The organism is Vibrio tetraodonis (assembly GCF_003350295.1).
GTDB lineage: Bacteria > Pseudomonadota > Gammaproteobacteria > Enterobacterales > Vibrionaceae > Vibrio > Vibrio tetraodonis.
Window position 1 is genome coordinate 1 of the sequence record NZ_QLYY01000004.1, and the last position, 21148, is coordinate 21148.

Sequence of the window (21148 nt, forward strand, 5' to 3'; positions counted from 1 at the left end):
GATGATGATGGTTTTATCGATGCGTCGACCTTGGTGGTAGAGGGTGAGGATGTTAGAAAGGCGGAGCGAATATCACGTCAACCTGATGCATCGACCAATAAGGGTCCAGTACGCTTGACTGCGGGGGCCGTGAGTGGGTCTAACTATGAACCGGGTCCGAGGCACAATGTGGTCCCATCGGACTCGAAGCCAGCCTCAACCTTATTTGATCAGGTTTCTTCTAGTCAGGGTACACAAGGTCATCAGGAGCCTCAACAATCGAAGACTACAACGGATAGTAAGCCATCCATTGCAGCTGATAGTGCAGATGATGATGGTTTTATCGATGCGCCGACCTTGGTGGTAGAGGGTGAGGATGTTAGAAAGGCGGAGCGAATATCACATCAACCTGATGCATCGACCAATAAGGGTCCAGTACGCTTGACTGCGGGGGCCGTGAGTGGGTCTAACTATGAACCGGGTCCGAGGCACAATGTGGTCCCATCGGACTCGAAGCCAGCCTCAACCTTATTTGATCAGGTTTCTTCTAGTCAGGGTACACAAGGTCATCAGGAGCCTCAACAATCCAAGGCTACAACGGATAGTAAGCCATCCATTGCAGCTGATAGTGCAGATGATGGTGGTTTTATCAATGATCCGGCGCGCTTAGATGCGCATGCCGTAAGTGTGGAACACAATTCTGGAGAAAAGATACATAAACTCGATCCTGAGTTTGAAATCAGTTCCAGAAAGAGAGATTTTTCAGTGCCAGTAGGCTCGGAAATTACCAGAGAAATCTATACCACAAAGGCAGAGTCTAAGATTGACAATCACGTTGGCCGGTTTAGGACGGAACTGATTATACCGATCGACTCTAGGACTGCGGTGCGTAAAGAAAGGGAAAGTCAGAAAGTTTCAATCCTGAAAGAAGCTAATGGCCAAAAGACTCTGTCTTATAGCAACCATGACGATAAGGTGATATTAAGTGTTGGTTCTTGGTCTAATTCAAAGAATAGATTGAGCCAGCCAACCATTCATTCTGTAAATATGCAAAATTTAGCTAGGCAAAAGATGCAAGATAAACAGATGGAGGGAACTAGTGGATTGCATATTATCGGTGGGTTCGCTTTCCATATCGCTGATGAGACGAAGTTTAACAGGCTTTATGAATAAAGCTTCCTAAATCCTACATACATTAAAAAAGACTAAGTTCATATTTAGTCTTTTTTTTTCTTTTGAGCCATGGAGACCTTGTCCAGTAAGCTTAGCGCCACTGATGAAATGAGGTGTTTCTCTTGTACATTGAACTTGAACCAGAGCAGCGAGTGATTCCGAAGATCACGTTTAAGCGCAGTCATAATTCCAACGTTATAAAAAAGTCCGAAGTCCGTTGTTTCCAAGAAGCTCAGGCACTTGTTATGGCAATGCAAGAGCGTGCCGATGAGTGTCAATACATCCTTGAACAGCAAGTTATTCAGATGATTGAAGATAAGGAAAAGGCGCTTAACGAGTATGTTGAAGAATCCTATAACAATGTGATTGAAAACTGGGTCGAGTGGCAAAATGACTGGTTTGATAATGCAGAATCAAAACTCGGTGACTTACTCAAAGCACAGCAGAAACAGCTTGATGAACTTAAAGAAGAATTGAAGGAATCAGTAATCACAGCGGTGAAAGAACGTTTGGTTAAGCTCAACCAAAGTGAACACTTGATCGGTCACTTGGTAGAAGTGCTTCATGCGGAAGTTGACGATGAAGCGAGAAATCTATCCGTTGAGAAAACGATTGAAGAAAATGGCGTAACGTTAACGATCGAGAATGAAGACAGTATCGTTAGCATCAACACGGCTAGTTTAATCACTGAGCTGAGGTCAAGTCTGGATCAATTATGAAGCAATTGTTTAAAGGGCAGTCATTACTATTTAATCCGAGTAGTGTCATTATTGCTCTGCTTTTACCGACGATTATACTGGTCACACTGCCTGGCGGTGTTATTGACGCATTTATTTTAGTCAGCTTTATCAGCTCAGCGTTACTGCTTGTTATCATGCTTGAAAATGATGAACCACTGAAAGTGACTTTCTTGCCAACGGTTGTACTACTTCTGACCACCTTTCGTCTGTTACTTTCTATTGCAACCACTCGAAACATCATCGCCAATGAAGATGTAGGGGATGTGATAGAGACGGTTGGTGAGTTTGTTATGGGTGGAAACCTTATTTCAGGTTTGCTGATTTTTGTCATTATCACTATTGTTCAATTTTTGGTTGTGACCAAAGGTGGTGAACGTGTCGCAGAAGTAGGAGCTCGTTTCTCACTAGATGCCCTGCCAGGTAGGCAAATGACCATAGATGGTGATTTAAAAAGTGGCTTAATCACGGGTGAACAAGCACAAAAATTGCGTGCAGACTTGAGTACGGAGAATAAACTTTTTGGCTCTCTTGATGGTGCTATGAAGTTTGTAAAAGGAGACTCTATTGCCGGAATTTTAATCAGCCTAGTCAACCTCTTTGGTGGTATTTATGTGGGGATTAATCAGTTCGATTTATCGCTATCAGAAAGTGTGAGTCGTTTTTCTGTCTTGACTATTGGTGATGGATTGGTCTCGCAAATACCAAGTTTACTCTTATCTATGGCATGTGGTGTATACCTCACGCGTATTAAGGGATCCGAAGAAGAATCTAGCCCCTTCATGGGGCAGCTCATGACGCAGATAGGCTCGTTTTGGAAAAGCTTATTGATTATCGGTGGGGTTATTTTTGTCTTAGGGGCATTGAATAGCAACTTGCTGTACGTGTGTGTACCTTTGGCTTTTATCTGTGCATTAATAGCGTTTTTTCTTTGGCGCAGACAGGGACAGCCTGCGGGTGTTATGAGCTTTGAACCGACGGGTTCGGGTCTTTATGAATCACTAAAATTTGTACTACGAGATAATAGCCATCAAGTATTAGTGCAGCGGCGAGTTGAAGATATCGAGCGTGTTCTATGGGGACAAGCACTTGGCACTCCTGCTATTGACTTTGATAGTCAAATGGAAAGTGATATCGAGGTGTATATCTCTGATATCTGTGTGTTCAAGTTTAACCAAGGCGATGCACAAGATATGATCGAAGTATTGGGTGATGAGGTGTTTGTTCGTCAAGACGATGTGCTGACCAATATTTCAAGTGTTGCTAACTACTTCCTTAGAAAGCGTATGGTAGAGAAATATAATCTCCAATACACCAGTAATATTATAGAGGGGTTAGCTGCGCAGAGCGAGGTCATGAAAAATGAGATAGATTCTGCGATTGGACTCAATCGAGTTCATGATGTGATGAAGGAAATGATTCGTGCGCCTGAATTTTATTTGGATCGAGTCAGCTTTTTTGAGGCCTTGATATATTGGTCTCGAGTCGAAAGTGAGCCGAAAAACTGGTTAACTCGCATCCGAAGTCAGGCTAGGTATGAGATCACATCGAGATTGCTAGCTGGAGAAGAAGGTATTCACGTTGCACTACTGACACCAGAAATTACAGAAGCAATCGAGTCTTATGTGATGGGTGAAGTTGAAGATGTTGATCGCTTGATACAGATACAAAAAGGTTTAAGAAAAGAGATCCTACGCTTGACAACTCAATACGGACGTAAGCCGGTTCTGATTGTAAACGACAATGAGATAAACCCAGTCAAAGCGTTCTTCCAACAAGTCATGTCTACCTTATTGATATGTAGCCATGGGGATATTACAGACCAGTCATATGTGACAAGTTCAGAGCCTCTTCAGGTAGCATCTTAGAGGGGCATTAAATGGAGTCAACAGAGCCTAAAAAATATCCACCCACGGAAAAAAAACTTCGCGATCTTAAAAAGAAAGGACAGTTTCCGAAAACAGAATTAGCCGAGCCGACATTAGAATTAATCGTCTTTGCTATTGTGTTTATTGGTCTGATTTACTTCATGTTTGAAAATGCCAATTATTGGATGGAAGAAATCCTCCATTCCGATATCTATGTTGGTTTTGATCTGATGTATTCTCTAATTGCCGCAGTCATTGGAAGCCTAATGTTAGTGAAACTGATCATGGCTATTATTGATTGGGTGTTGATCAATAAAACAGTGATCAATACTGAGTCGCTTGGTCTGAAGATGGAAAAAATTCATCCCGTTACCGGATTTAAGAACATTTTTGGCATTGAGGCAATGTCACGTTCATTGCGTAAAGTATTAGAGCTACTGTTCCTTCTTTTCTTGCTCAAGTATGTGTTCGATATTGCTGGAGATGAGCTAAATACACTCAAGCAAGTCAATAATCGCAGCTTTTTTCTTTACAATTTCATTTTTTATATGTTGCTGGTTTCTTTGATGTTCTTCGTTTATGGCCTTTGTGTAGGTTGCGTAGATTTCTTAGTTGAGCAATATCACTTTCGGCAAAAAAACCGGATGACTTTCACCGAAATGAAAAATGAAATGAAGGAAACAGAAGGGTCACCTGAAATCAAATCTGAGCGTAAACGCAAGATGCGCGAGATTATGGATGCACCTGTAACTAAGGGAAGAAAGCCCACTTTTGCGTTAGCGAATCCGACTCACATACTTGTTCCCGTATGTTACGACAGAAATATAGATAAAGCGCCCGTTGTGCTTAAAATTTGTACTGACACATTGGCGCAAGAAGAAAAAGCACGTTTAAGAGCAATGAATATTCCTATTATTGAACATAAGCCATTAGCGAGGGCTTTTCATCATAAGATGAAACATGGTGAAGACTTTATACCAAAAGAATTTTACCGGGATGTTGCCATGATACTTTCAGCTTTAAAGAAGCAGCAGAAAAAATGAAAATGACCAATAAAATTTGCCTCCCATCGGCTCTACTTCTATTGCTTGGGGGATGCAGTAACCAGATCCGTGACGATAATCTTGTCCTCGATTATGACTGGAAACCTGATGTATATAATTTGGTGATGGTTGAAGTCGCTGACGCGGATAACTTTAAGTTCTGGGTACGCAGAGCACCAGAGTACGCTGAAGGTTCAGCTCACAATAAAGCATGTGTTGAAGTGGCAGAACCGACAGAGCCAAATCGCTTTTATATCGCTAACCTAAATACTTATGGCTTAACTGAAGTGAAGAATTGCGAGGGAGATTATACGGCAGCTAGCAATATAGTTGCCCCAAGTAAAAGTCGTGGCTTTGGCGGCGATGAGTGGCATGAAGTACACGGGGTTTCGACCAGCTTACTCGACAACTCAAACTTATTGCTGAAGTTTGAAAGCCTGTTTCTTGTCAATGAGTATGAGCTGACTCGTCAAGGACGTACCACATTGTTTGCTACCGTTGATGAACTGCAAAAGTGGCCATTAGAGTCTCTTACCGTTTACGGTGTCGCTGACTCCTCAGGTTCTTATGCAAAAAACCGTGATTTAGCAGATAAGAGAGCGAGAGTGACTCGTGATTTTCTGATTGAAGAAGGTTTGAGAAATGTCCCAATCTACTTGCGAGGTAGTGTTGAAAATGGTTTGACTACCTCAGAACAGAGAGTGACTCAGAGACGTTTTATGATTGAGGTAAAACTTAAAAAGTATGAAAAATAGAAAATTCTCTCTGTTAATAAATGAATTTGTACATCTAAACCAGGGCAGTGAGCTCAAGATTGATGGCAATAATGTTCTGGTTTGTCACTATGGAGAGAGGCAAATTGTTATTGAAGATGGATCGCGAGTTGGACTTGAAGGACAGCTAATTTTGTTGTCGGAGTTGGAAAATAAGAATTTGACGCCAGCAATGGCGGTTCAGCTTAATGCTGATTTTCGCTTTACCGGAAACGGTTATATTGGTCGAATATCAGGTAAAAATTACTATATAAGCAATCTTTTACTTCCTGAACATCCTCAAAAACTTCAGCAACTGCTTAGTCAGTTTGCTGCTCAAGCTGACTTATTGCACATTGAGATCAAGAGTCATGTGGTTGATTGAATTTGTTGATGGCCATTTAAATGGTATATGCCTACCTTTAGAGCAAAGTTTTGTTCTGACAGGCAATAAAGAAGCACGGGCTGAAAATTTATTGTCAGTTCCAGAGTACTTTCCTAGCACCACCGAGTTAAAGTTTGAAGTAAAGGACAAGAAAATTCACGTTGTAGGTTTGTCGCGTGGAAACAAAGTTACCACTGTAAACGCAAATCGTATCTACAAATTTAAGGGGCTGAGTTTTTTTGTTTTTCAAGAAGGTAGTAGAAGACCTGCATTACGACGACATCGTTTTAGGCAGTATAAAACCCTGGTCGCTTTTACCTTTGTACTCAATGTTGCCACGGCAGCAGCCATTTATTTAGGGGTTATTAACCATCAACAGTCCCAAGTGGCAAATTATTTAGATGTAATTGGGTCTGGTTATATTAAAGATGGTGAATTATTTGCGTTCAATCAAAATGCTGTTACCAGCTTACCTGACTTTCTTCAGCGCAATATTACACTTGTTGAGTCTAATGACTATTTGAGAGTGAGTCGATTGGATATTGACTTAATTTCAACATATACAGGTAAGCCACTTGTTGGTCGGTTGGTATCAAAAGCGGATAGAGATGAAATTGTCATTGATACTCGCGAGCAAGACATTCAGATCATGACATTATTTGGTGATTATGGCTTGGGCTTTTCTAAGCAAGATGACTATTGGCTGGTTTCCGATCGTACCAAAGCGAGTCAAATACTAAAATCAGCGGGCTTAAGCTCTGTCATTGCTCAGCTTAAATCTCGAAAAGACGAAACTCAGATTATTACAAGTAGTGAGTTTCCATATTCAATTTTTTACTCCACTAAATCAGGTGGTTATATATACGACCAACAAGGACGTTATTGGGAAGGAAGCACTGTCCCAAGTCTAGGGGTCATCCAATCCATCACCCGCGACAAAGTCGTATTTAAGGATGGACAAAAAACACGAGTTTACCTCATTCAACCTTAATTAGGAAAATTATATGTCAGAAGTTAACTTTAGAGTATCTCAGACTGTCGCCGCGTCAGAATCAAACAGCGATATGGAAGCTGTTATTGCAAAAAGTAGCCCTGTAGTACAACGAGCAGCTGCAGCTACTCCCCAAGCTACTTCATCAACGTCACAGTCTTTATTTTCATCAGATTTTAGCGACCCTTTGGATTTGATCGATGATTTGTTGAGTATGTACATTACTACGCAAACCGAGGCAGCCGATGAACTGTCGAAAGAGATTGAAGCAAAGTCCAAAGCGATTGCCGATATTAACAACCTTTGGGGTGAAGTTATGGTCGAAGCCCTAGGAAATGTTGATGATGATAGCGATGGCTATGGACCAGGTAAGCCAGAAAAAAAACCATTAAATAGCACTCTATTGAACGAAATTAATGCAATAATTGTTGATATTTCTGGTGGAGAAGACAACATCAATGTTATTACAGGTGGTAAAACTTCTTGCACATATGACCAACTTCAAGAAATGAACGCCAGAATGACGGCATATTGTGACAAGATCCAAGTTGATTTGGATACGCAGCAGCAAGAATTTAAAAATATGATGACAGAGATTTCTTCTGCTCAGGAAGAGCTGCGTGATGTTAGACGTTCTGTTGTTTCTATGTCACAACAGGGATAAATGTGATGAAAATAGCTATCGATGTTGTGGTTGGACATACCACAATGACGCTAGATGAGCTTAATCAGCTTCAGTCTGGACAAGTAAAACCGTTAACAGATTTCGTTCAATCGCAAGTAATGCTCAAAAGTGGTAATGAATTAATTGCAACGGGTACGTTAATTAAGGTTGATGAGCAGTACTGCGTTTCAATTGACGAAATTAACGAGTCAAAAAATTAATCCTTATATATCAAGGGCTAAGGCAACCGAAAACGGTTGCCTTTTTTTATGTTTTTATGTTTATATGTTTTTTTAGTGTCAGATCTAACAAAATCACGGTTTTTTTCATAATTTTTTCATCCTTTTTTTTGAAAACTAGTACATTCTCTGTCTGGCCGATGTCATGGTTCGCTAGTACGCGAATCTTAATTACAAATTGAATCAGCAAAATCAAATACGATATTGGCATTGAGGTTCCGAGTGATTAATTGTTGTCTGTTAATTAGTCGGGTGAATAGCATAGGGTAAAAAGAACTGAGAGTAGGGTTGAATAATGGATAGAAATTACGTTCTGGGTAATCAGGTGATTTTTGACATTCTAAAGCGTGAAATAGTTGCAAGTGACCAAGCCGTCAGCTTGGGTGGGCGTGAAGCCGCAATACTTAAGTTGTTATGTGAACAAGGCAACAAAGTAATTAGTAAAGATGAAATACATGAAGAGGTATGGGGTAAGGTTTTAGTGAGTGAAACTTCACTGACTAAAGCGATTTCAAACCTTCGTAAATCTCTTGGACTGTTTGAAGGTCTTGCTTGCGAGATTAAAACCGTACCAAAAGAAGGCTATATGCTGATTATTGACGAAGAAGCTGTGGCAGAATTCTCCGCAGAGGAAGTCCCTACCTTATCGATTAAAAGTATTGCAAGCTCGGTTAAACCAGTGCCTTCTTCCCCTCAATTATTACTGGATTCTGAACCTGCAGGAAACATCTCAACAGGGGGAGCATTCTGGCTTACCTTAGTTTTTTCTGCCTCTTTGCTGTCTTCAGCATTAACCACAGGAATTTTGCTGATGGTTCGCTGAAGATCACATATTGACAAGGGCAACATTTTCAGGTTGCCCTTGTTCTTACATTTCTTCTATGTGACGACTTCGATTTGAGCGGAAGAAAGTCTTCTAAGGTCAGCTCTGAAACTACAAGCGTAACTTAAAGTAAGTGACCATAGTTATGTTGATCTCTTTTTCTGAATGTGGTCGCTCTCGGAATACAATTGATGAATCTCTGGACCAATATTTAAACTTGTCATCCTTTCACGTTTGATTAAGCTTTAGACGCTCTTTAAGAGTAGTTAGACAAGGAGCTGCATATGCTAAAAGCAGCTAATAATCTCAAGTTACCCAATCTAATACAGTAAAATAGAGTGTTCTCGAAACTCGTATCAGCGACAGAAAATACCGTGTGGTAGTCAATCGGTCTTGATTCGCCGCCCTCAGGTATTTTGCTCATGATACAGATTAAAAAATAGAGCGTAGATAATCTTAACGGAATCATAGGGTGTGATTAGTATCATACATAAGTAGAATGATGCATTTTCAATACATAAAGATAGGGTATTTATTCCGAGCGTATCTGAATCGCAGCGTTTCAGATATTGGGACATGATGAAAAATGACTTTTGCTGCGTGTTTTGACCGTGCGTGATTTGTCACCTTTTTTCACTTCATTCACGCTATATGGGTTGTTAGATTTAGCACTCCGAAATATTGATTATTGATAGGACAAATATTATGTCAAACCCTACTGCAGGAACTTCAGCTACACCAATTAACCCTGATAGCAACTTAACTACTGGTGAAGTAAGTGATAACTTCGAAGCGTGTATTGAGCAAGCGGATGCACAAATTGAAACATTTCTTGACGAGCACACCTCAAATGGCGTTCTTGAGCTTTCAGCATCACAGTCGTTAGAGCTTCAGCAGTTGATGGCTGATCAAAGTATTGCAGCGCAAACCGGTACCTCTACCCTAAAGGGTGTGAAGGACTCTATTGTCGCTTCTGCGCGTAATATTTAACTATGCTGGGGCTATTGCCCCGCTAGTATCGCTGTTTGTGAGGATAAGTTATGGTGCAGTTACTTAGTCCAGATAATGCATTTTCTGGTGCTAACCTTGTGTTACTGCTTGTGTTAGCACTGTTATCTACCGTGTTCTTTATTTGCTTTTCTGGTTTTGTAAAATATAACATTGTCCTAAACATCATAAAAAATGCAGTGGGCACGCAGCAAATTCCTCCAACAATTGTGGTTAACTTGCTGGCTGCTTTAATGGCGTTAAATAGCTTATGGCCAGATATCAAACCTGGCCTCGATCGAATTAAGCCTTATTTTTCCGAACAACAGCAAGAAGAGAAACTTAACTTACCTTTAGATATTGGTATTGAAGAAGATAAGCCCCAAAATATTACTATGTATTATTTAGCCAGTAATATTTTTGACTTTTTTCCTGAAGTACTGAAAAGAGCAGAAGATAAGACCAATCAGCTTACATCAATGATTGATATCCCACTTAATTTTGATGAGGGAAGTGACACTTTTAAGTTCTTTTTAGGTAATTTAATTCTCGATTTATATCAGGGATTTGAACTTGGTCTCAAGCTCTATATGGTGTTTGTAAGTATAGACTTTCTCATTGCAGTTGTACTCAGTGGAGTCGGGATGACTATGCTATCTCCTACTGTGATTTCAACACCAATAAAGCTGGCAGTGTTTTATTTCTCTGATAGCTGGACTTTGTTATTTAGAGCTCTTGGTTAACATGGGTGATCTCTTATTCCCCAGTTGGATGTTGTTTGCGGGTTTTTTCCTTTTTCTAAAAATCTATAACCCGACACGATTATATTTAGACAATATCACATGCTTGGCGATTGCGATCGCTATGGCGATTTTTGTTGATGTAAGTCAGTTTGATCAATTACCTACCTTTGGTTGGGTAGTTGCCGTATTTATGTTCGCAGTTTTTTCTTCTGTGCCTTATTGGATAAGTGGCACGGTTGGCAGTGTGATTCAGCAGTTGTTGCTGCTGAATGAACAGTCTGTTCAGGACAAACGCTTTACCGATGAATCAGAGGCCCTAGCAAAGCTAGGCAGCCTAACATTTTTAGTTTATGCGCTGCAAAGTGGCACATTGTTTCGCCCTATTGTTGAGGTCATTACACAAGGTAAGACAGATGCAGGAGGCTTAGATTTCGAAGCGCTATATTTTTTAGTCACGGATAGCTTAACAATGATGGTTATTGTGGCGGGTAAATACATCATTATCATGCTGACGATTACTGTGTGTTGTGGCTATGTAGACTTATTTTTTAAGAAAGCGTCACTGTCACTGTTTGTTACGCCAAACATTAAAGCGATAGTGGTGATTGTGTTGTTAAATCTCTGGTTGTTACATGACCAGTTTTATGTGTTTAAACAAATGATGCACGAGGTAGGTTATGACTAGAGTTGAGATAGTAGATACAGCTTCAATTACAGCTGGAACTGACGTTCAATCTGAGTTTGATGCAATTGCTCGCGAAGTTGAGCAAAGTGATAATGTAAATAATCAAGCTCCTACTGACACTGATGAGCCCATGCTCTCAGATGAAGAAATTGCAGATATGATAGTGTGTCAAGGTGTTGTAAATACCTGCATCCGTCAGATGAAAGAAAGCGAAGAACGAATGAAAGAGATTCTCGATGAAGAAGTATAAGAAATTAATACTACTTTGCTTGGCTTTACTCGTTCCTATGGCTCAAGCTGAAGTACTGATTAAACAGCAAGATATAAATTTACAAACTGCGCTAAAAGCAATTGCTAAAGATATGCAAGTTAAGCTAGTTGATGATATCGATAGCAAAACAGAACGTCAGTTAATTACACAAACCTTATCAGGAAGTGGTCCTGAACTTCTAGAACAGCTTTCAGAAGTTTATGATTTTGATTGGTATGTGTACGGGGGTACTCTTACGGTGCAATCTGGGCAAGCTTATATTAATTACTCATATAAGCCGCGTAATATCAAGCCCAAGGCTTTACTCAGAGAACTTAATAATACCTTTAATATTAGTGCTACGACTAAGGTAAAATTAGTCGAGCGTGGCAACTCCATTTTGTTCTCTGGTACTCGAAAGTTTGTCAACGATGCCGTAGGTTATGCAACTATGGTTGACCGTAACCAATTTCTGGAAAATGGTAACGATCTTCAGCTTGCGCGCATTAATTTTCACTATATATCGGTGGTTGATCGTCAAATAGATACGTTCGGTAATTCTGTCGTTTTTCCTGGTGCGATGAGTTTGATCTCTTCAGCCATTATCAATATCGGTCAGTTCCAGAATGTCACTGATAGTGACGCGATTGAAAAAGCCTATAAAGTTAAGCTTAAAAATAGCGATAAGCAGGAGCTAGAAGAGGAAGAAAAAACCTCTAAAGTACAACCATTGCCTGGTTCAAACGCATTATTAGTTCGTGGTACTCCAGAAGAGGTAAAGCTGGCTAAGCGCATTGCAGCGTTAATCGATATTAAGCGCAAACAGTTGTTGTTTTCACTTAAGGTTTATGATGTCTCAGTAACACGTGGTGAAGATCTTGGTGTCGATTTTAACAGCAGTAGAGGCATCTACGATATTGTGGTTAACCCGTTTACTGAGACAAAAGAATTCCTGCAAAGTTTTCAAGCGCTCTCATCTAATGGTGTGGCTCGTGGAGTGTATGAAACGAATTTGTTGATTCTTGAAAATCAACAAGGAATTTTTAACAAGAAAGAAACGGCAACGATCAAGCTCGTGTCTGTTGAGGAAGTTCAAACTCAAGAGATAGAAGCCGACAATGGCCTTTATGTTACTGGCCGACTGCTGCCTTCTGGAAGTGTTCAAGCAAAAATTCGCTATATTGAAGAGTCCTTAGATGATAGTGACGACGACGATTCGACCACTGCAGAGCCACCACGAGTTAGTTCACAATCATTAGAGTCTGAAGTCTATATACACCCTGACCAAACGGTTGTTCTCGGTGGGTTTGACAATACAGAAACTCAGTCAACTGAGACCGGCGTTCCTGTGCTATCGAGTATTCCCCTTCTTGGTGAATTGTTTAAAAGCACAAATGAAACTAAGCGAAAGTACAAACGTTACGTGTCCATCTCCTATGAGGTTGTTGAGTGATGTTGAATCATTACTTCAAGGTTAAAGAATCTTATCAAGATACGGTTATTTGCCATGTCTCGCTAGATACTTTTGTTGGCCAAGAATGCTTTATCAGCACGGTTACTGGTGATCGTATTCGTGGTGAAGTGATGAAAGTTGCAGGTCATAGAGTGGAAATTAAATTGCTACAACCAGGAGCAGTACAGCGAGGTGGTAGAGTTGAAATTACCCCAAGACGTTTTTGCTTCCCGCTCAATGAGGATGCATTGGTCGGCAAAGTGATCAATTGTTACGGTGAGTCTATTTATGGCGATGACTATTTAAATCAGCCAGGCCGATTCGAAGACTTACCGATAGCAGTTGAGCCGATTCCACTAAATATTAGGGCACCTATCGAAACTGTATTTCCGACCAAGTTAAAAATCATTGATGGTCTTTTTACTATCGGAGAAGGGCAACGTCTTGGTCTGTTCGCACCTGCTGGGGCAGGTAAGACGACCACTGTATCAATTATGGCCAACAATATGGATGCAGATGTCGTCATATTTGCCATGATTGGTGAACGTGCACGTGAAGTGGTCGAATTCCTTGAAGGAGAAATAGGCCCAGAGGTGATTCAAAAGTCTATTACTATAGTATCGACTTCTGAAGCGAACCCCTTGGAAAAGGTGCGTTCTGGGTTAGTGGCGGTATCTATTGCTAGGCATTACATGGAACAAGGTAAAAAGGTCGTTTTGTATTTTGACTCTCTGACCCGTTTCGCTCGTGCCCAAGCTATGCTCGATAACACGCCAATTAAAGGGGGGATCCCAATTGGTGTATCGCTTGCTTTATCTCGTTTAGTAGAGAGTTGCGGCAATTCAATCCATGGTTCTGTGACTGGTATATTCACGGTTTTGATTGAAAAAGAAATTGATGATGATCCAATTGCTCATGAGGTGAAATCGCTAATCGATGGACACTTGGTGTATTCAACAACGATTGCTTCAACTGGACGATATCCTGCGATCGATGTTTTAAAGAGTAAGAGCCGTTTGCAAAATAAGGTTCAAAGCGAAGAATATGTTCGATTATCTGAACGCGTAAAAGATATGGTGTATCGATATTTCAATGTTGAGCTTTTAATTCGGGTTGGTGAATATGAAAAGGGCAATGATTTGGAAACCGATGAAGCGATCGATAGGTACCCTCATATCATGTCATTTCTAAAGCAAGGATTCGATGGAGTTGAATATGAACAAACCCTCGAAGCAATGGAAGGAATTTGGTCAGCTTATTGATATTGTAGATATACGTATTGGTAAGCAGCAAAGGAAGTTAGTTAAGTTAAAAAAACACTATCAGGAACTCCTGAATATTATTGAACAAAAATGGCAAAAAATAGAACAACATCAGCAACATTTAAAAGCACTCAATGTTAAAGAGGAACCCAATGCATTGAGACTGCTTTTTATGAGACGGGAAAGCACTAAATCAGCGATAGAGTCGTTGTTTTTCGATGCCTCGGTTAATCGTCAAGATGCGGAAGAGGTCGCATTGGAAATAGCAGAAGTAGAAGCCGAGAAACGAAGACTGGAAAAACGAAAAGATGCGCTTGGGGAACTACGTGAGGAATTAAGGTACGTTAAGTCATGATCAATGTGTTTGAAGGATTAATTCGACAGGATGTATTAGACGGAAAAGGAGGATTTGAAAAGATTCTTAGTGAGGTCGAGCAAACTGGTAGTAAACCAGACGATAATGAGACTTTTCAGACTCGAGAAGGTGAGAGAACACTTCCGAACGCTCCTTTTGAACCTTGCTTTGATTATCAAATGCTGTTGGGTCTTCATACGTCGGATACATTGAAAAATGAGTCCGCGACATCCAATGTATCATGGCGAGAGGACACTAAGTCTGAAACTCATACTCCTTTGGTGGCTGAACACGTCACAATACGACCTTGTTCAGAATTGTCAGATTATCCAGCAATAAGACTAAATAAGGTAACCTTACACAGCGTTGAACCTGAAGCACTTCGTCTTTTAGGCAGTAAGCAAAGCTCTCAAGGAACAGTATTAGAGTGTGATATCGCTGTGTCTAAAGAGAGTAGTAATGTCAGTAGTAAAGCAGGTACAACAACAAATGGTTTCAGAGATAACATTTATCAGCAAAACCATGTTGTGCCTATGAGTTATACGAATGGCCTGGTGAGTACGAAATCCCTATCTGAAGAAAGGCTTGGTAATAAAATAGATAAGCTGGACCACTCAGCTGTCATTTTTGATACTAAGGGACAGCATAGAGTGAGTATGGAATACGGGCAGGATAGGGTGGTAATCAATGGTGGTGTGCTGTCTCCACAGGGTGTTAAAGACATACCATCTGACAGATTGGGTAACGTAAAGGATAACAATGTGATCCCTTCTGCTGATGAAGGCTTAACCAATTCTCATAGTATTACTTCAGTTTCGCCGGTAATAAAAGCAATGTCTTTGTCAGGAGTAGGGCTTCCTCACTACCAGTTAGCACCGGAACTATTTTTGCAATATCCCAAGTTAAATAGTTATGTGGTGCTATACCGAAACAAATATTATTTGTTCGAATTTAATGAACATAAAATGGTAAATTATCTGGAGTACTCAGATGACAGTAATTGATGTTACCGCGGCATGCTTAGACATAGTCAAAGATGCGATAATAATCTTCTCTTTGAGTTTTGTTATTACAGGGGTAGTTGTGGGTTTACTCCAGACAGTATTTAGTGTTCAAGATCCTGGCCTTCCTATGGCCGCAAAATTAGTCGTTTTTATTGTGCTTTTGACTCAGGTCGGCGGCAATATCTATGACCAATTTCATCTGCTCTTCAGGCAGTTGTAATACATTAAACTATTGACGTCTTTGTAGGAGTTTACGTTGAAAAAGTTACGAGAAATAGTCTTTAAGACTTTGGTAGATATTTTAGGTGTACCAGCTAATCTATTATCTAGGATTGAAGGTGATGAGCCGATTGGTATTGAGTTGGTTGATGGTGAAGAGATATTTATTTCACTTCATGATAATACGATTAGAGCGTTCGTTGAAATTCCGGTACGTGATCGAAGAGTATTATCAATTAAAGCTCCAAAGCTAATGGAGTTGCTTGTATCTGATGAGCAAGTCTACATGAGTACGACAAAAGATAAGCTGATCATGGTCTCTGAATGGGAGGTGAGTGTGGCGAATGTTGAGCGAAAACTAGCCGATAAGTTGATGCTATTCAACAAAGCGGTTCATTGTATCAAAGCTTAACCAATAATTGCCTTATCGACGAATAGCATCAGATAAGGCATTTGGTATCAATATCGCTTCATGCCCATAATTTGGCCACCGTTTAAGAAAGTGATGATGATCATATAATCATCGCCCCTGTGTTTGACTTCTACAGTATTGCGAGTTGAAAGATAGCGTTCAGCACTGTAGAAATTGCGACTAATAGGGAGATCTGGTAGCCGGTGGTTATCAAGAAAGTTTGAAGAGTGGTCTTCATAAGTAACCGTAAATAAGTTACGGCTATACGTTTTGACGAAGCCTGTACTGTGACTTTCGAAGTATACAGGCTCATGATCTGCTCCCATTTCTTCAACCACCCATTTAGATTCAAATTCGTTGTCATTGCTGTATATTTGTATCTTGCTTTTACCGTGATAGTCATGTGACATGTGTTTGACTTCATACTCTATGTCGTAGGCAACGCCAGGTTCCCCGCTAAACCCATAAACAACGAGGAGCAAGATGTTAAAGCAGGCTATGACAATGAGACTAGCGTAAAACATTGTCTACCTCGCTAAGGGCGAGTTCGGTAATTTGCCCTAATTCAGTGCCTTCATCCAAAATAATCAGGCGGTTAGTAATTTTACCATTACCATCCACTATCGCTAATGAAAGGTTTTGCTTAAACAGTAGAATGGCGATTTTCTTTGGTTGAACTTGTTGTTGCTTAAGCCAGTTCACAACCTTCTCTCCTATCATAGCCGCTGCATATAGTCTGTCAGAATAAACCTCAGTGACACCTTTACTGTAACCGATCTTAGGGTATTCAGTTATGTTTTCGGGACTGATAAAGTGATAGTAGATGTTATAAGATACATTGAATGTGGTAGCTAAAAGTACGACTAAGATTGAGATTTTGAGTTTAGAATGGTGTTTGATATCGCCAAACACTGAGTTCTTAGGTTGTGATGATTGCGGAGATGAGACATTAATTTCAAGTGCAGAGTCGTCTTGACTCAGCTCTTTAACTATCGACGCATCGAGCATATAACCGACTTTTGAGACCGTTTTTAACCAACGTTGATCTCTACCATTATCACCGAGTAAGGTGCGTATGTTTCGGATAGACTGAGTTAGAGAGCTATCCGAAACGATTTTACCCGGCCATCCTTTTTCAATCAGCGCTTCTTTTGACACAACTTCACCAGCATGACAGCATAGCTCATACAGAGTGAGCAGATCATGGGTGCCCATTCGAAGATCTTGGTTGGTTCGCAAACCGTTTTCAGACAAAGTGTTACCAACCAAAACGAAATCTAGTATTTGAAAGGTTCTTGTTATTTTGTTCTTCGCTTCAGTCATATAGTTAGAGAAACTTTTTAAATTGTTGATTTTTATAAGCTTTCCATATTTCTGGCAACCAGAATTCGTTGAAACACGGTGATACTTTTATGTGCCTACATCTTTGCCATGGAGTACCTTTTCATAATCAAGATATCATCTGTATTGATATGATATGCCTGTCATCTAATTTGCGCAAAGACTTACAGCGAGACATGTGGCCCAGTCCTACACATATCATTAATGAGAATCATTTCTTATTAATGATTTTTAAATCTGATAATATTATTACCTAATTCAAACCTCGGTTCCACAAATTAGTATTATTAGCCCTCATTATAGCTTGTCACTGGTCTAATATTTTGGCTTTTGTAACGTAGTAGAAGCTTGTTATCTGAGCAGGATCACTTTCCTGAGACTTACCTATAGATATCCGGTTAGCGTAATCGGCTTACATAGAATAAAAATCATAATATTATGCAACTGAGAAATAAATTATTTTTCTATCGAGACAATAAAAATTAATTTTTAAATTATATTTATTTTATAATTATTGAATGGTAAAGAAAAACAAAGAAACTATAATTGTTAACTCAATATTATACTTATTATATTTGTTTTTATGATGAAAGAAAGTGAAGAGATGATAATTCAAATGGTTATGATTCATTTAAAAAAAACTAGAGAAGAAGCAATAGAGTACTATCGAAGTAAGTTATGTAATAACAATGCTGATGAAAAAGTAACAGTTAAAGATAGTTATAACAATTGATGATTCTAAGGTTTTAATATGAAAGCACTTAATAAAAAATTCATTTTCTTTGATATTAAGGGTGTTATTATACCTCAAGATTTAGAGAGTGAAGATTTTGGCGAAGTCACAAGAGAACTTGTAAAACAGAAAGCTGTGCTTATTCCAGTAATATGTCATGCTAACAATGTTCGACATGCTTTTGATATATATCAAGAAAAAATATCAAATCATTCAACTTATATTAACGGAAATAAAGTAATTAAGTCTTTAAATATTTAATTTTATATAGTAAGAGGCAGGTTTACTCTATCTCTTACTATAAATAAAACATTATATTAATTAAGTCTATTAAGCTCTACTGCATATAATTTATTGTTAAGTCTAACACTAATCAGACAGTTGCCGTTTGATTTAAGCAAGTCAATAAATCTAACTGACAATAAGGAATCCTCTATGCCTTGGTCACTCGAAGTTTTACTCAGTAGCTGCTGTTTTGAAAATGTAAAAGTATGTCGGCCGTCTAGATTTTCTGAGTGCCTTTTGTAAAAGAATTTAGATATATAGTTTGGTTCTTGCCGAAAGACTATGATATCAGATTGTTCTGCGTCTATGAGTAAATGCGATCCTTTAAAATTTGCTTGCCATAAATTTTGACCGTAACAATGGTGGTGGTTAGGACAGAGTAATTTGACGAAGCTGTAACCGGTAAAACATAGTACAACCAGAATTAAAGCTTGTTGCATACGTAGCTTTTCATGCATGAATAAAGCTCTCCATCTACCTTATCAACAAATAGTAACTCACTCTTATCAATAGTGCTTGCCTTCATATATTGGGCTTTAGTAGGCTCGAAAGTAAAAGGGATATGGTCTACGTAGGTAAGCCGATTAAACGGGAAGTGGTGTACAAACCTGCTGAAAACGGCCCCAGCTAGCAAAGCAAGGCAGTATAATATATTAAATTTTCGATTAAACAGGCGTTTTGAATCCTTTATATTTTCTGCATACGCTAAGAGTCTAGTTGGAGGCTCAAAAATATGAGAGCTTGGACTTATTCCAGTGTTGTCCTCATTAGTACATTCATTGGTAATTATGGGTTCTATCTGCAGCTTATACCCCACTTTAGGTATTGTTTTGACGATAGGTTTGTATTCAGAGTCGAGTTTTTTTCGCACACTATTAATTAACTGATTGACTGAAATGTCATTTGCATATGTCGTTGACCAAAGTTGACTTATGATCATCGAACGAGTAACGACTTCTGGGTATGCCTCACATAGTAGAGCAAGCAGCTCTGCTTCTTTCAATCTTAGAGGTATATCACTGCCCTGTTTTGAGTTTGTAATAATAAGCTCTTGGAAGTTGATCGCTAAGGTTTCTAATTGAACCTTTTTGCTCATATAACTGAGTCTGGAGCTTTGATCTCTATCAGTCATTCACTGCCTTTACTAATAATTTATTGATGTCGCTGACGTGATGTGCTGGTGGTCTGTGAGTGAGCGGATCTCGGAGTTTTACCGTCCTCATTTTGACCTGCCACATCTGTCACTATATTATCAATTCTATCATTAATTATTTGTGTGACTGAAATAACTTTATCTAAAAACCATCAAATTCATGTTTTCATACGGTATGAAAAATTTAAGGACAATTAATTTACATCTACGTGCGTTTCTACTGATATGAAATTGTATCGTTGCTCATAGTACAAAAATACCTTAACTGATTACGTGCTATCAGATGTTTATGGGTGTGAGAATGAATCTTATTTCATTAATCAGTGCAAAGCTTTCTCTTGTATCTTTTGTTTTCGAGGTAGCGAAATAGTTTCGCATAACCAGTGATGTGTTCCCATATGCTCTTGGTGTTATATTATTTCCGGCCAAGTTCTATAACGTACTAGAAAATATTATTTTTACGATACTTAAAACTTAGGTAATCATATTCAATATTTATACTTAACCTTTATAAAACTTTCACTTGAGAAGTATTTCAACTATTTTCAGATTTTTTTTCGTTTATGTCTTTGATTTTTCCTTTTGTTATTGATGGTTTTTTTGTGTTTTTTTATTCATATAGTCACAATTTTCTGAGATTTTATTCATTTTTATGTTTGGGCAGTTTTGGGTTTCATGATTTTTTTTGATTTTTCTCTCTGTAGGGGGGAGAATCCCCAGCTAGTGAGGTGATAATGCTGATAATCATATCTATTATCCCATTTCAAGAAAGCACGCCGTATTAAATTTAGTGAAATGTATGTAATTGATTATGCATAAATATCTATAGTCTTATTTAAGATAGACCGGGTGATTTATATTATTTTTTAATGTTTGATATTTTAAGGGAGTGAAAGCTGTCAAGTGGTTGCTTCTTTTTATCTCTAAATTGACGAAGGCTTGATTAGTAAAAAAATCAAGTTTGAGTTGATATTTCCCATAAAGGGAAATTGGTTAAATGTTGTTAGAAAATTATTTTTCTATATGCATTTTCATACATAAAATACATAGGACAAAAAATGAAAGCTAATTTTATTCGTTCTTCAATTTCAGCATCGCTTCTTTTTGGCTTGATGTCAGCAACACCTGCTTTGGCTGAGAATACAACCAATGTTTATTTCAAAGGTGAAATCGTAGAATCAGCATGTGGTCTGTCTCCAGACAGTATCGATCAGACAATTGAATTGGGCCAACAGCCTACTCATATTTTCAAAGCTAAAGGAGATCGTTCTACTCCAGTACCATTTCGCGTGAAATTGACTGATTGTGATACTAACGTGGCTTCTAATGCAGAATTCACTTTTGTTTCTAACCCTGATGCAACTGGCGATCTGTTCAGTGTTGATGGCGGTGCAACTGGCATTGGTGTGCGTATCCTTCACAACGGTAATCCAGTGAATAATGGCGATGTAGCGGCAACCAATGTACTTGTTGATGGTACAAACATCGCTTCTTTCTCTGCGGCGTATGAAGCAAACATTGATATTGATGCCGTGAACAAGGTAACGGCTGGTAACGCAGAGTCTTGGGCTTTACTACGTGTTACTTATAACTAGTGATCTAGGGTGCTCGG

The 21148-nt window shown here is 39.1% G+C and carries 25 protein-coding genes; 22 read left to right on the top strand and 3 right to left on the bottom strand.

Annotated elements, in window-relative coordinates:
• From DPF90_RS00110 to DPF90_RS00210, 20 genes are all read left to right on the top strand, one after another.
• Window positions 1-1152 (top strand): hypothetical protein (locus DPF90_RS00110; protein ID WP_162813958.1); only part of this gene is annotated, 1152 nt, incomplete at its 5' end.
• A 113-nt stretch (window positions 1153-1265) separates the two neighbouring features.
• A complete protein-coding gene (locus DPF90_RS00115; protein WP_240314424.1) occupies window positions 1266-1871 on the top strand; it encodes a hypothetical protein in 606 nt (201 codons plus the stop codon).
• Window positions 1868-3757, top strand: coding sequence for an FHIPEP family type III secretion protein (locus DPF90_RS00120; RefSeq protein ID WP_114783432.1), 1890 nt, complete (start codon window positions 1868-1870; stop codon window positions 3755-3757). The genes DPF90_RS00115 and DPF90_RS00120 overlap by 4 nt, the downstream gene beginning before the upstream one ends.
• A gap of 11 nt (window positions 3758-3768) precedes the next feature.
• The gene (locus DPF90_RS00125; RefSeq protein WP_114783434.1) at window positions 3769-4800 is read left to right on the top strand and encodes an EscU/YscU/HrcU family type III secretion system export apparatus switch protein; all 1032 of its coding nucleotides are present in this window, start codon (window positions 3769-3771) and stop codon (window positions 4798-4800) included.
• Window positions 4797-5555 carry an OmpA family protein gene (locus DPF90_RS00130; RefSeq protein ID WP_114783436.1) on the top strand — a complete coding sequence of 253 codons (759 nt, stop codon included), beginning with the start codon at window positions 4797-4799 and terminating at the stop codon, window positions 5553-5555. Before DPF90_RS00125 ends, DPF90_RS00130 begins: the two co-directional genes overlap by 4 nt.
• Window positions 5545-5937 (top strand): hypothetical protein, encoded by a 393-nt coding sequence (locus DPF90_RS00135; RefSeq protein ID WP_114783438.1) that lies wholly within the window; start codon window positions 5545-5547, stop codon window positions 5935-5937. Before DPF90_RS00130 ends, DPF90_RS00135 begins: the two co-directional genes overlap by 11 nt.
• Window positions 5924-6928 carry a hypothetical protein gene (locus tag DPF90_RS00140; protein WP_114783440.1) on the top strand — a complete coding sequence of 335 codons (1005 nt, stop codon included), beginning with the start codon at window positions 5924-5926 and terminating at the stop codon, window positions 6926-6928. The genes DPF90_RS00135 and DPF90_RS00140 overlap by 14 nt, the downstream gene beginning before the upstream one ends.
• A gap of 13 nt (window positions 6929-6941) precedes the next feature.
• The gene (locus DPF90_RS00145; protein ID WP_114783442.1) at window positions 6942-7592 is read left to right on the top strand and encodes a hypothetical protein; all 651 of its coding nucleotides are present in this window, start codon (window positions 6942-6944) and stop codon (window positions 7590-7592) included.
• A gap of 5 nt (window positions 7593-7597) precedes the next feature.
• Window positions 7598-7813, top strand: coding sequence for a FliM/FliN family flagellar motor switch protein (locus DPF90_RS00150; RefSeq protein WP_114783444.1), 216 nt, complete (start codon window positions 7598-7600; stop codon window positions 7811-7813).
• A gap of 313 nt (window positions 7814-8126) precedes the next feature.
• Window positions 8127-8654: a winged helix-turn-helix domain-containing protein gene (locus DPF90_RS00160; RefSeq protein ID WP_114783448.1), complete on the top strand. Its 528-nt coding sequence runs from the start codon at window positions 8127-8129 to the stop codon at window positions 8652-8654.
• A 705-nt stretch (window positions 8655-9359) separates the two neighbouring features.
• Window positions 9360-9644, top strand: a complete 285-nt coding sequence (locus tag DPF90_RS00165; RefSeq protein WP_114783450.1) for a hypothetical protein — start codon at window positions 9360-9362, stop codon at window positions 9642-9644.
• A 50-nt stretch (window positions 9645-9694) separates the two neighbouring features.
• The gene (locus tag DPF90_RS00170; RefSeq protein WP_114783452.1) at window positions 9695-10384 is read left to right on the top strand and encodes an EscR/YscR/HrcR family type III secretion system export apparatus protein; all 690 of its coding nucleotides are present in this window, start codon (window positions 9695-9697) and stop codon (window positions 10382-10384) included.
• 1 nt (window position 10385) lies between these two features.
• Window positions 10386-11069 (top strand): type III secretion system apparatus protein VscT2, encoded by a 684-nt coding sequence (locus DPF90_RS00175; RefSeq protein ID WP_114783454.1) that lies wholly within the window; start codon window positions 10386-10388, stop codon window positions 11067-11069.
• Complete coding sequence (locus tag DPF90_RS00180; RefSeq protein ID WP_114783456.1) at window positions 11062-11319, top strand: hypothetical protein; 258 nt, start codon at window positions 11062-11064, stop codon at window positions 11317-11319. The genes DPF90_RS00175 and DPF90_RS00180 overlap by 8 nt, the downstream gene beginning before the upstream one ends.
• Window positions 11306-12772, top strand: coding sequence for a secretin N-terminal domain-containing protein (locus tag DPF90_RS00185; RefSeq protein WP_114783458.1), 1467 nt, complete (start codon window positions 11306-11308; stop codon window positions 12770-12772). The genes DPF90_RS00180 and DPF90_RS00185 overlap by 14 nt, the downstream gene beginning before the upstream one ends.
• Entirely contained in the window at window positions 12772-14034 is a 1263-nt protein-coding gene (gene vscN2, locus DPF90_RS00190; protein ID WP_114783460.1) for a type III secretion system ATPase VscN2, read from the top strand. The genes DPF90_RS00185 and vscN2 overlap by 1 nt, the downstream gene beginning before the upstream one ends.
• Complete coding sequence (locus tag DPF90_RS00195; protein WP_114783462.1) at window positions 13988-14389, top strand: hypothetical protein; 402 nt, start codon at window positions 13988-13990, stop codon at window positions 14387-14389. Before vscN2 ends, DPF90_RS00195 begins: the two co-directional genes overlap by 47 nt.
• The gene (locus DPF90_RS00200) at window positions 14386-15393 is read left to right on the top strand and encodes a hypothetical protein (protein ID WP_114783464.1); all 1008 of its coding nucleotides are present in this window, start codon (window positions 14386-14388) and stop codon (window positions 15391-15393) included. Before DPF90_RS00195 ends, DPF90_RS00200 begins: the two co-directional genes overlap by 4 nt.
• Window positions 15380-15613: a flagellar biosynthetic protein FliQ gene (locus tag DPF90_RS00205; RefSeq protein ID WP_114783466.1), complete on the top strand. Its 234-nt coding sequence runs from the start codon at window positions 15380-15382 to the stop codon at window positions 15611-15613. The genes DPF90_RS00200 and DPF90_RS00205 overlap by 14 nt, the downstream gene beginning before the upstream one ends.
• Window positions 15614-15649: 36 nt before the next feature.
• Window positions 15650-16024: a hypothetical protein gene (locus DPF90_RS00210; RefSeq protein ID WP_114783468.1), complete on the top strand. Its 375-nt coding sequence runs from the start codon at window positions 15650-15652 to the stop codon at window positions 16022-16024.
• Window positions 16025-16071: 47 nt separating this feature from the next.
• On the opposite strand, the gene DPF90_RS00215 is transcribed toward DPF90_RS00210, so the two are convergent.
• Both DPF90_RS00215 and DPF90_RS00220 read right to left on the bottom strand, forming a co-directional pair.
• The gene (locus DPF90_RS00215) at window positions 16072-16548 is read right to left on the bottom strand and encodes a hypothetical protein (RefSeq protein WP_114783470.1); all 477 of its coding nucleotides are present in this window, start codon (window positions 16546-16548) and stop codon (window positions 16072-16074) included.
• A complete protein-coding gene (locus tag DPF90_RS00220) occupies window positions 16535-17347 on the bottom strand; it encodes a winged helix-turn-helix domain-containing protein (RefSeq protein ID WP_114783472.1) in 813 nt (270 codons plus the stop codon). Before DPF90_RS00220 ends, DPF90_RS00215 begins: the two co-directional genes overlap by 14 nt.
• Window positions 17348-18116: 769 nt before the next feature.
• On the opposite strand from DPF90_RS00220, the gene DPF90_RS00225 reads away from it, so the two are divergent.
• Window positions 18117-18359 (top strand): hypothetical protein, encoded by a 243-nt coding sequence (locus DPF90_RS00225; protein WP_114783474.1) that lies wholly within the window; start codon window positions 18117-18119, stop codon window positions 18357-18359.
• Between the two features lie 448 nt (window positions 18360-18807).
• On the opposite strand, the gene DPF90_RS00235 is transcribed toward DPF90_RS00225, so the two are convergent.
• Entirely contained in the window at window positions 18808-19515 is a 708-nt protein-coding gene (locus tag DPF90_RS00235; protein WP_114783478.1) for a transcriptional regulator, read from the bottom strand.
• A 1079-nt stretch (window positions 19516-20594) separates the two neighbouring features.
• Here DPF90_RS00235 and DPF90_RS00240 point away from each other — a divergent pair.
• Complete coding sequence (locus DPF90_RS00240; protein ID WP_114783480.1) at window positions 20595-21131, top strand: fimbrial protein; 537 nt, start codon at window positions 20595-20597, stop codon at window positions 21129-21131.
• Window positions 21132-21148 lie beyond the last annotated feature (17 nt).

What these genes read in the sequence shown, in the direction of transcription:
- DPF90_RS00120 (WP_114783432.1), top strand. Translation starts at nt 1,868, where the DNA reads ATGAAGCAATTGTTTAAAGGGCAGTCATTACTATTTAATCCGAGTAGT.
- DPF90_RS00125 (WP_114783434.1), top strand. Translation starts at nt 3,769, where the DNA reads ATGGAGTCAACAGAGCCTAAAAAATATCCACCCACGGAAAAAAAACTT.
- DPF90_RS00130 (WP_114783436.1), top strand. Translation starts at nt 4,797, where the DNA reads ATGAAAATGACCAATAAAATTTGCCTCCCATCGGCTCTACTTCTATTG.
- DPF90_RS00135 (WP_114783438.1), top strand. Translation starts at nt 5,545, where the DNA reads ATGAAAAATAGAAAATTCTCTCTGTTAATAAATGAATTTGTACATCTA.
- DPF90_RS00140 (WP_114783440.1), top strand. Translation starts at nt 5,924, where the DNA reads ATGTGGTTGATTGAATTTGTTGATGGCCATTTAAATGGTATATGCCTA.
- DPF90_RS00145 (WP_114783442.1), top strand. Translation starts at nt 6,942, where the DNA reads ATGTCAGAAGTTAACTTTAGAGTATCTCAGACTGTCGCCGCGTCAGAA.
- DPF90_RS00150 (WP_114783444.1), top strand. Translation starts at nt 7,598, where the DNA reads ATGAAAATAGCTATCGATGTTGTGGTTGGACATACCACAATGACGCTA.
- DPF90_RS00160 (WP_114783448.1), top strand. Translation starts at nt 8,127, where the DNA reads ATGGATAGAAATTACGTTCTGGGTAATCAGGTGATTTTTGACATTCTA.
- DPF90_RS00165 (WP_114783450.1), top strand. Translation starts at nt 9,360, where the DNA reads ATGTCAAACCCTACTGCAGGAACTTCAGCTACACCAATTAACCCTGAT.
- DPF90_RS00170 (WP_114783452.1), top strand. Translation starts at nt 9,695, where the DNA reads ATGGTGCAGTTACTTAGTCCAGATAATGCATTTTCTGGTGCTAACCTT.
- DPF90_RS00175 (WP_114783454.1), top strand. Translation starts at nt 10,386, where the DNA reads ATGGGTGATCTCTTATTCCCCAGTTGGATGTTGTTTGCGGGTTTTTTC.
- DPF90_RS00180 (WP_114783456.1), top strand. Translation starts at nt 11,062, where the DNA reads ATGACTAGAGTTGAGATAGTAGATACAGCTTCAATTACAGCTGGAACT.
- DPF90_RS00185 (WP_114783458.1), top strand. Translation starts at nt 11,306, where the DNA reads ATGAAGAAGTATAAGAAATTAATACTACTTTGCTTGGCTTTACTCGTT.
- vscN2 (WP_114783460.1), top strand. Translation starts at nt 12,772, where the DNA reads ATGTTGAATCATTACTTCAAGGTTAAAGAATCTTATCAAGATACGGTT.
- DPF90_RS00195 (WP_114783462.1), top strand. Translation starts at nt 13,988, where the DNA reads ATGAACAAACCCTCGAAGCAATGGAAGGAATTTGGTCAGCTTATTGAT.
- DPF90_RS00200 (WP_114783464.1), top strand. Translation starts at nt 14,386, where the DNA reads ATGATCAATGTGTTTGAAGGATTAATTCGACAGGATGTATTAGACGGA.
- DPF90_RS00205 (WP_114783466.1), top strand. Translation starts at nt 15,380, where the DNA reads ATGACAGTAATTGATGTTACCGCGGCATGCTTAGACATAGTCAAAGAT.
- DPF90_RS00215 (WP_114783470.1), bottom strand. Translation starts at nt 16,548, where the DNA reads ATGTTTTACGCTAGTCTCATTGTCATAGCCTGCTTTAACATCTTGCTC.
- DPF90_RS00220 (WP_114783472.1), bottom strand. Translation starts at nt 17,347, where the DNA reads ATGACTGAAGCGAAGAACAAAATAACAAGAACCTTTCAAATACTAGAT.
- DPF90_RS00225 (WP_114783474.1), top strand. Translation starts at nt 18,117, where the DNA reads ATGAAAGCACTTAATAAAAAATTCATTTTCTTTGATATTAAGGGTGTT.
- DPF90_RS00235 (WP_114783478.1), bottom strand. Translation starts at nt 19,515, where the DNA reads ATGACTGATAGAGATCAAAGCTCCAGACTCAGTTATATGAGCAAAAAG.
- DPF90_RS00240 (WP_114783480.1), top strand. Translation starts at nt 20,595, where the DNA reads ATGAAAGCTAATTTTATTCGTTCTTCAATTTCAGCATCGCTTCTTTTT.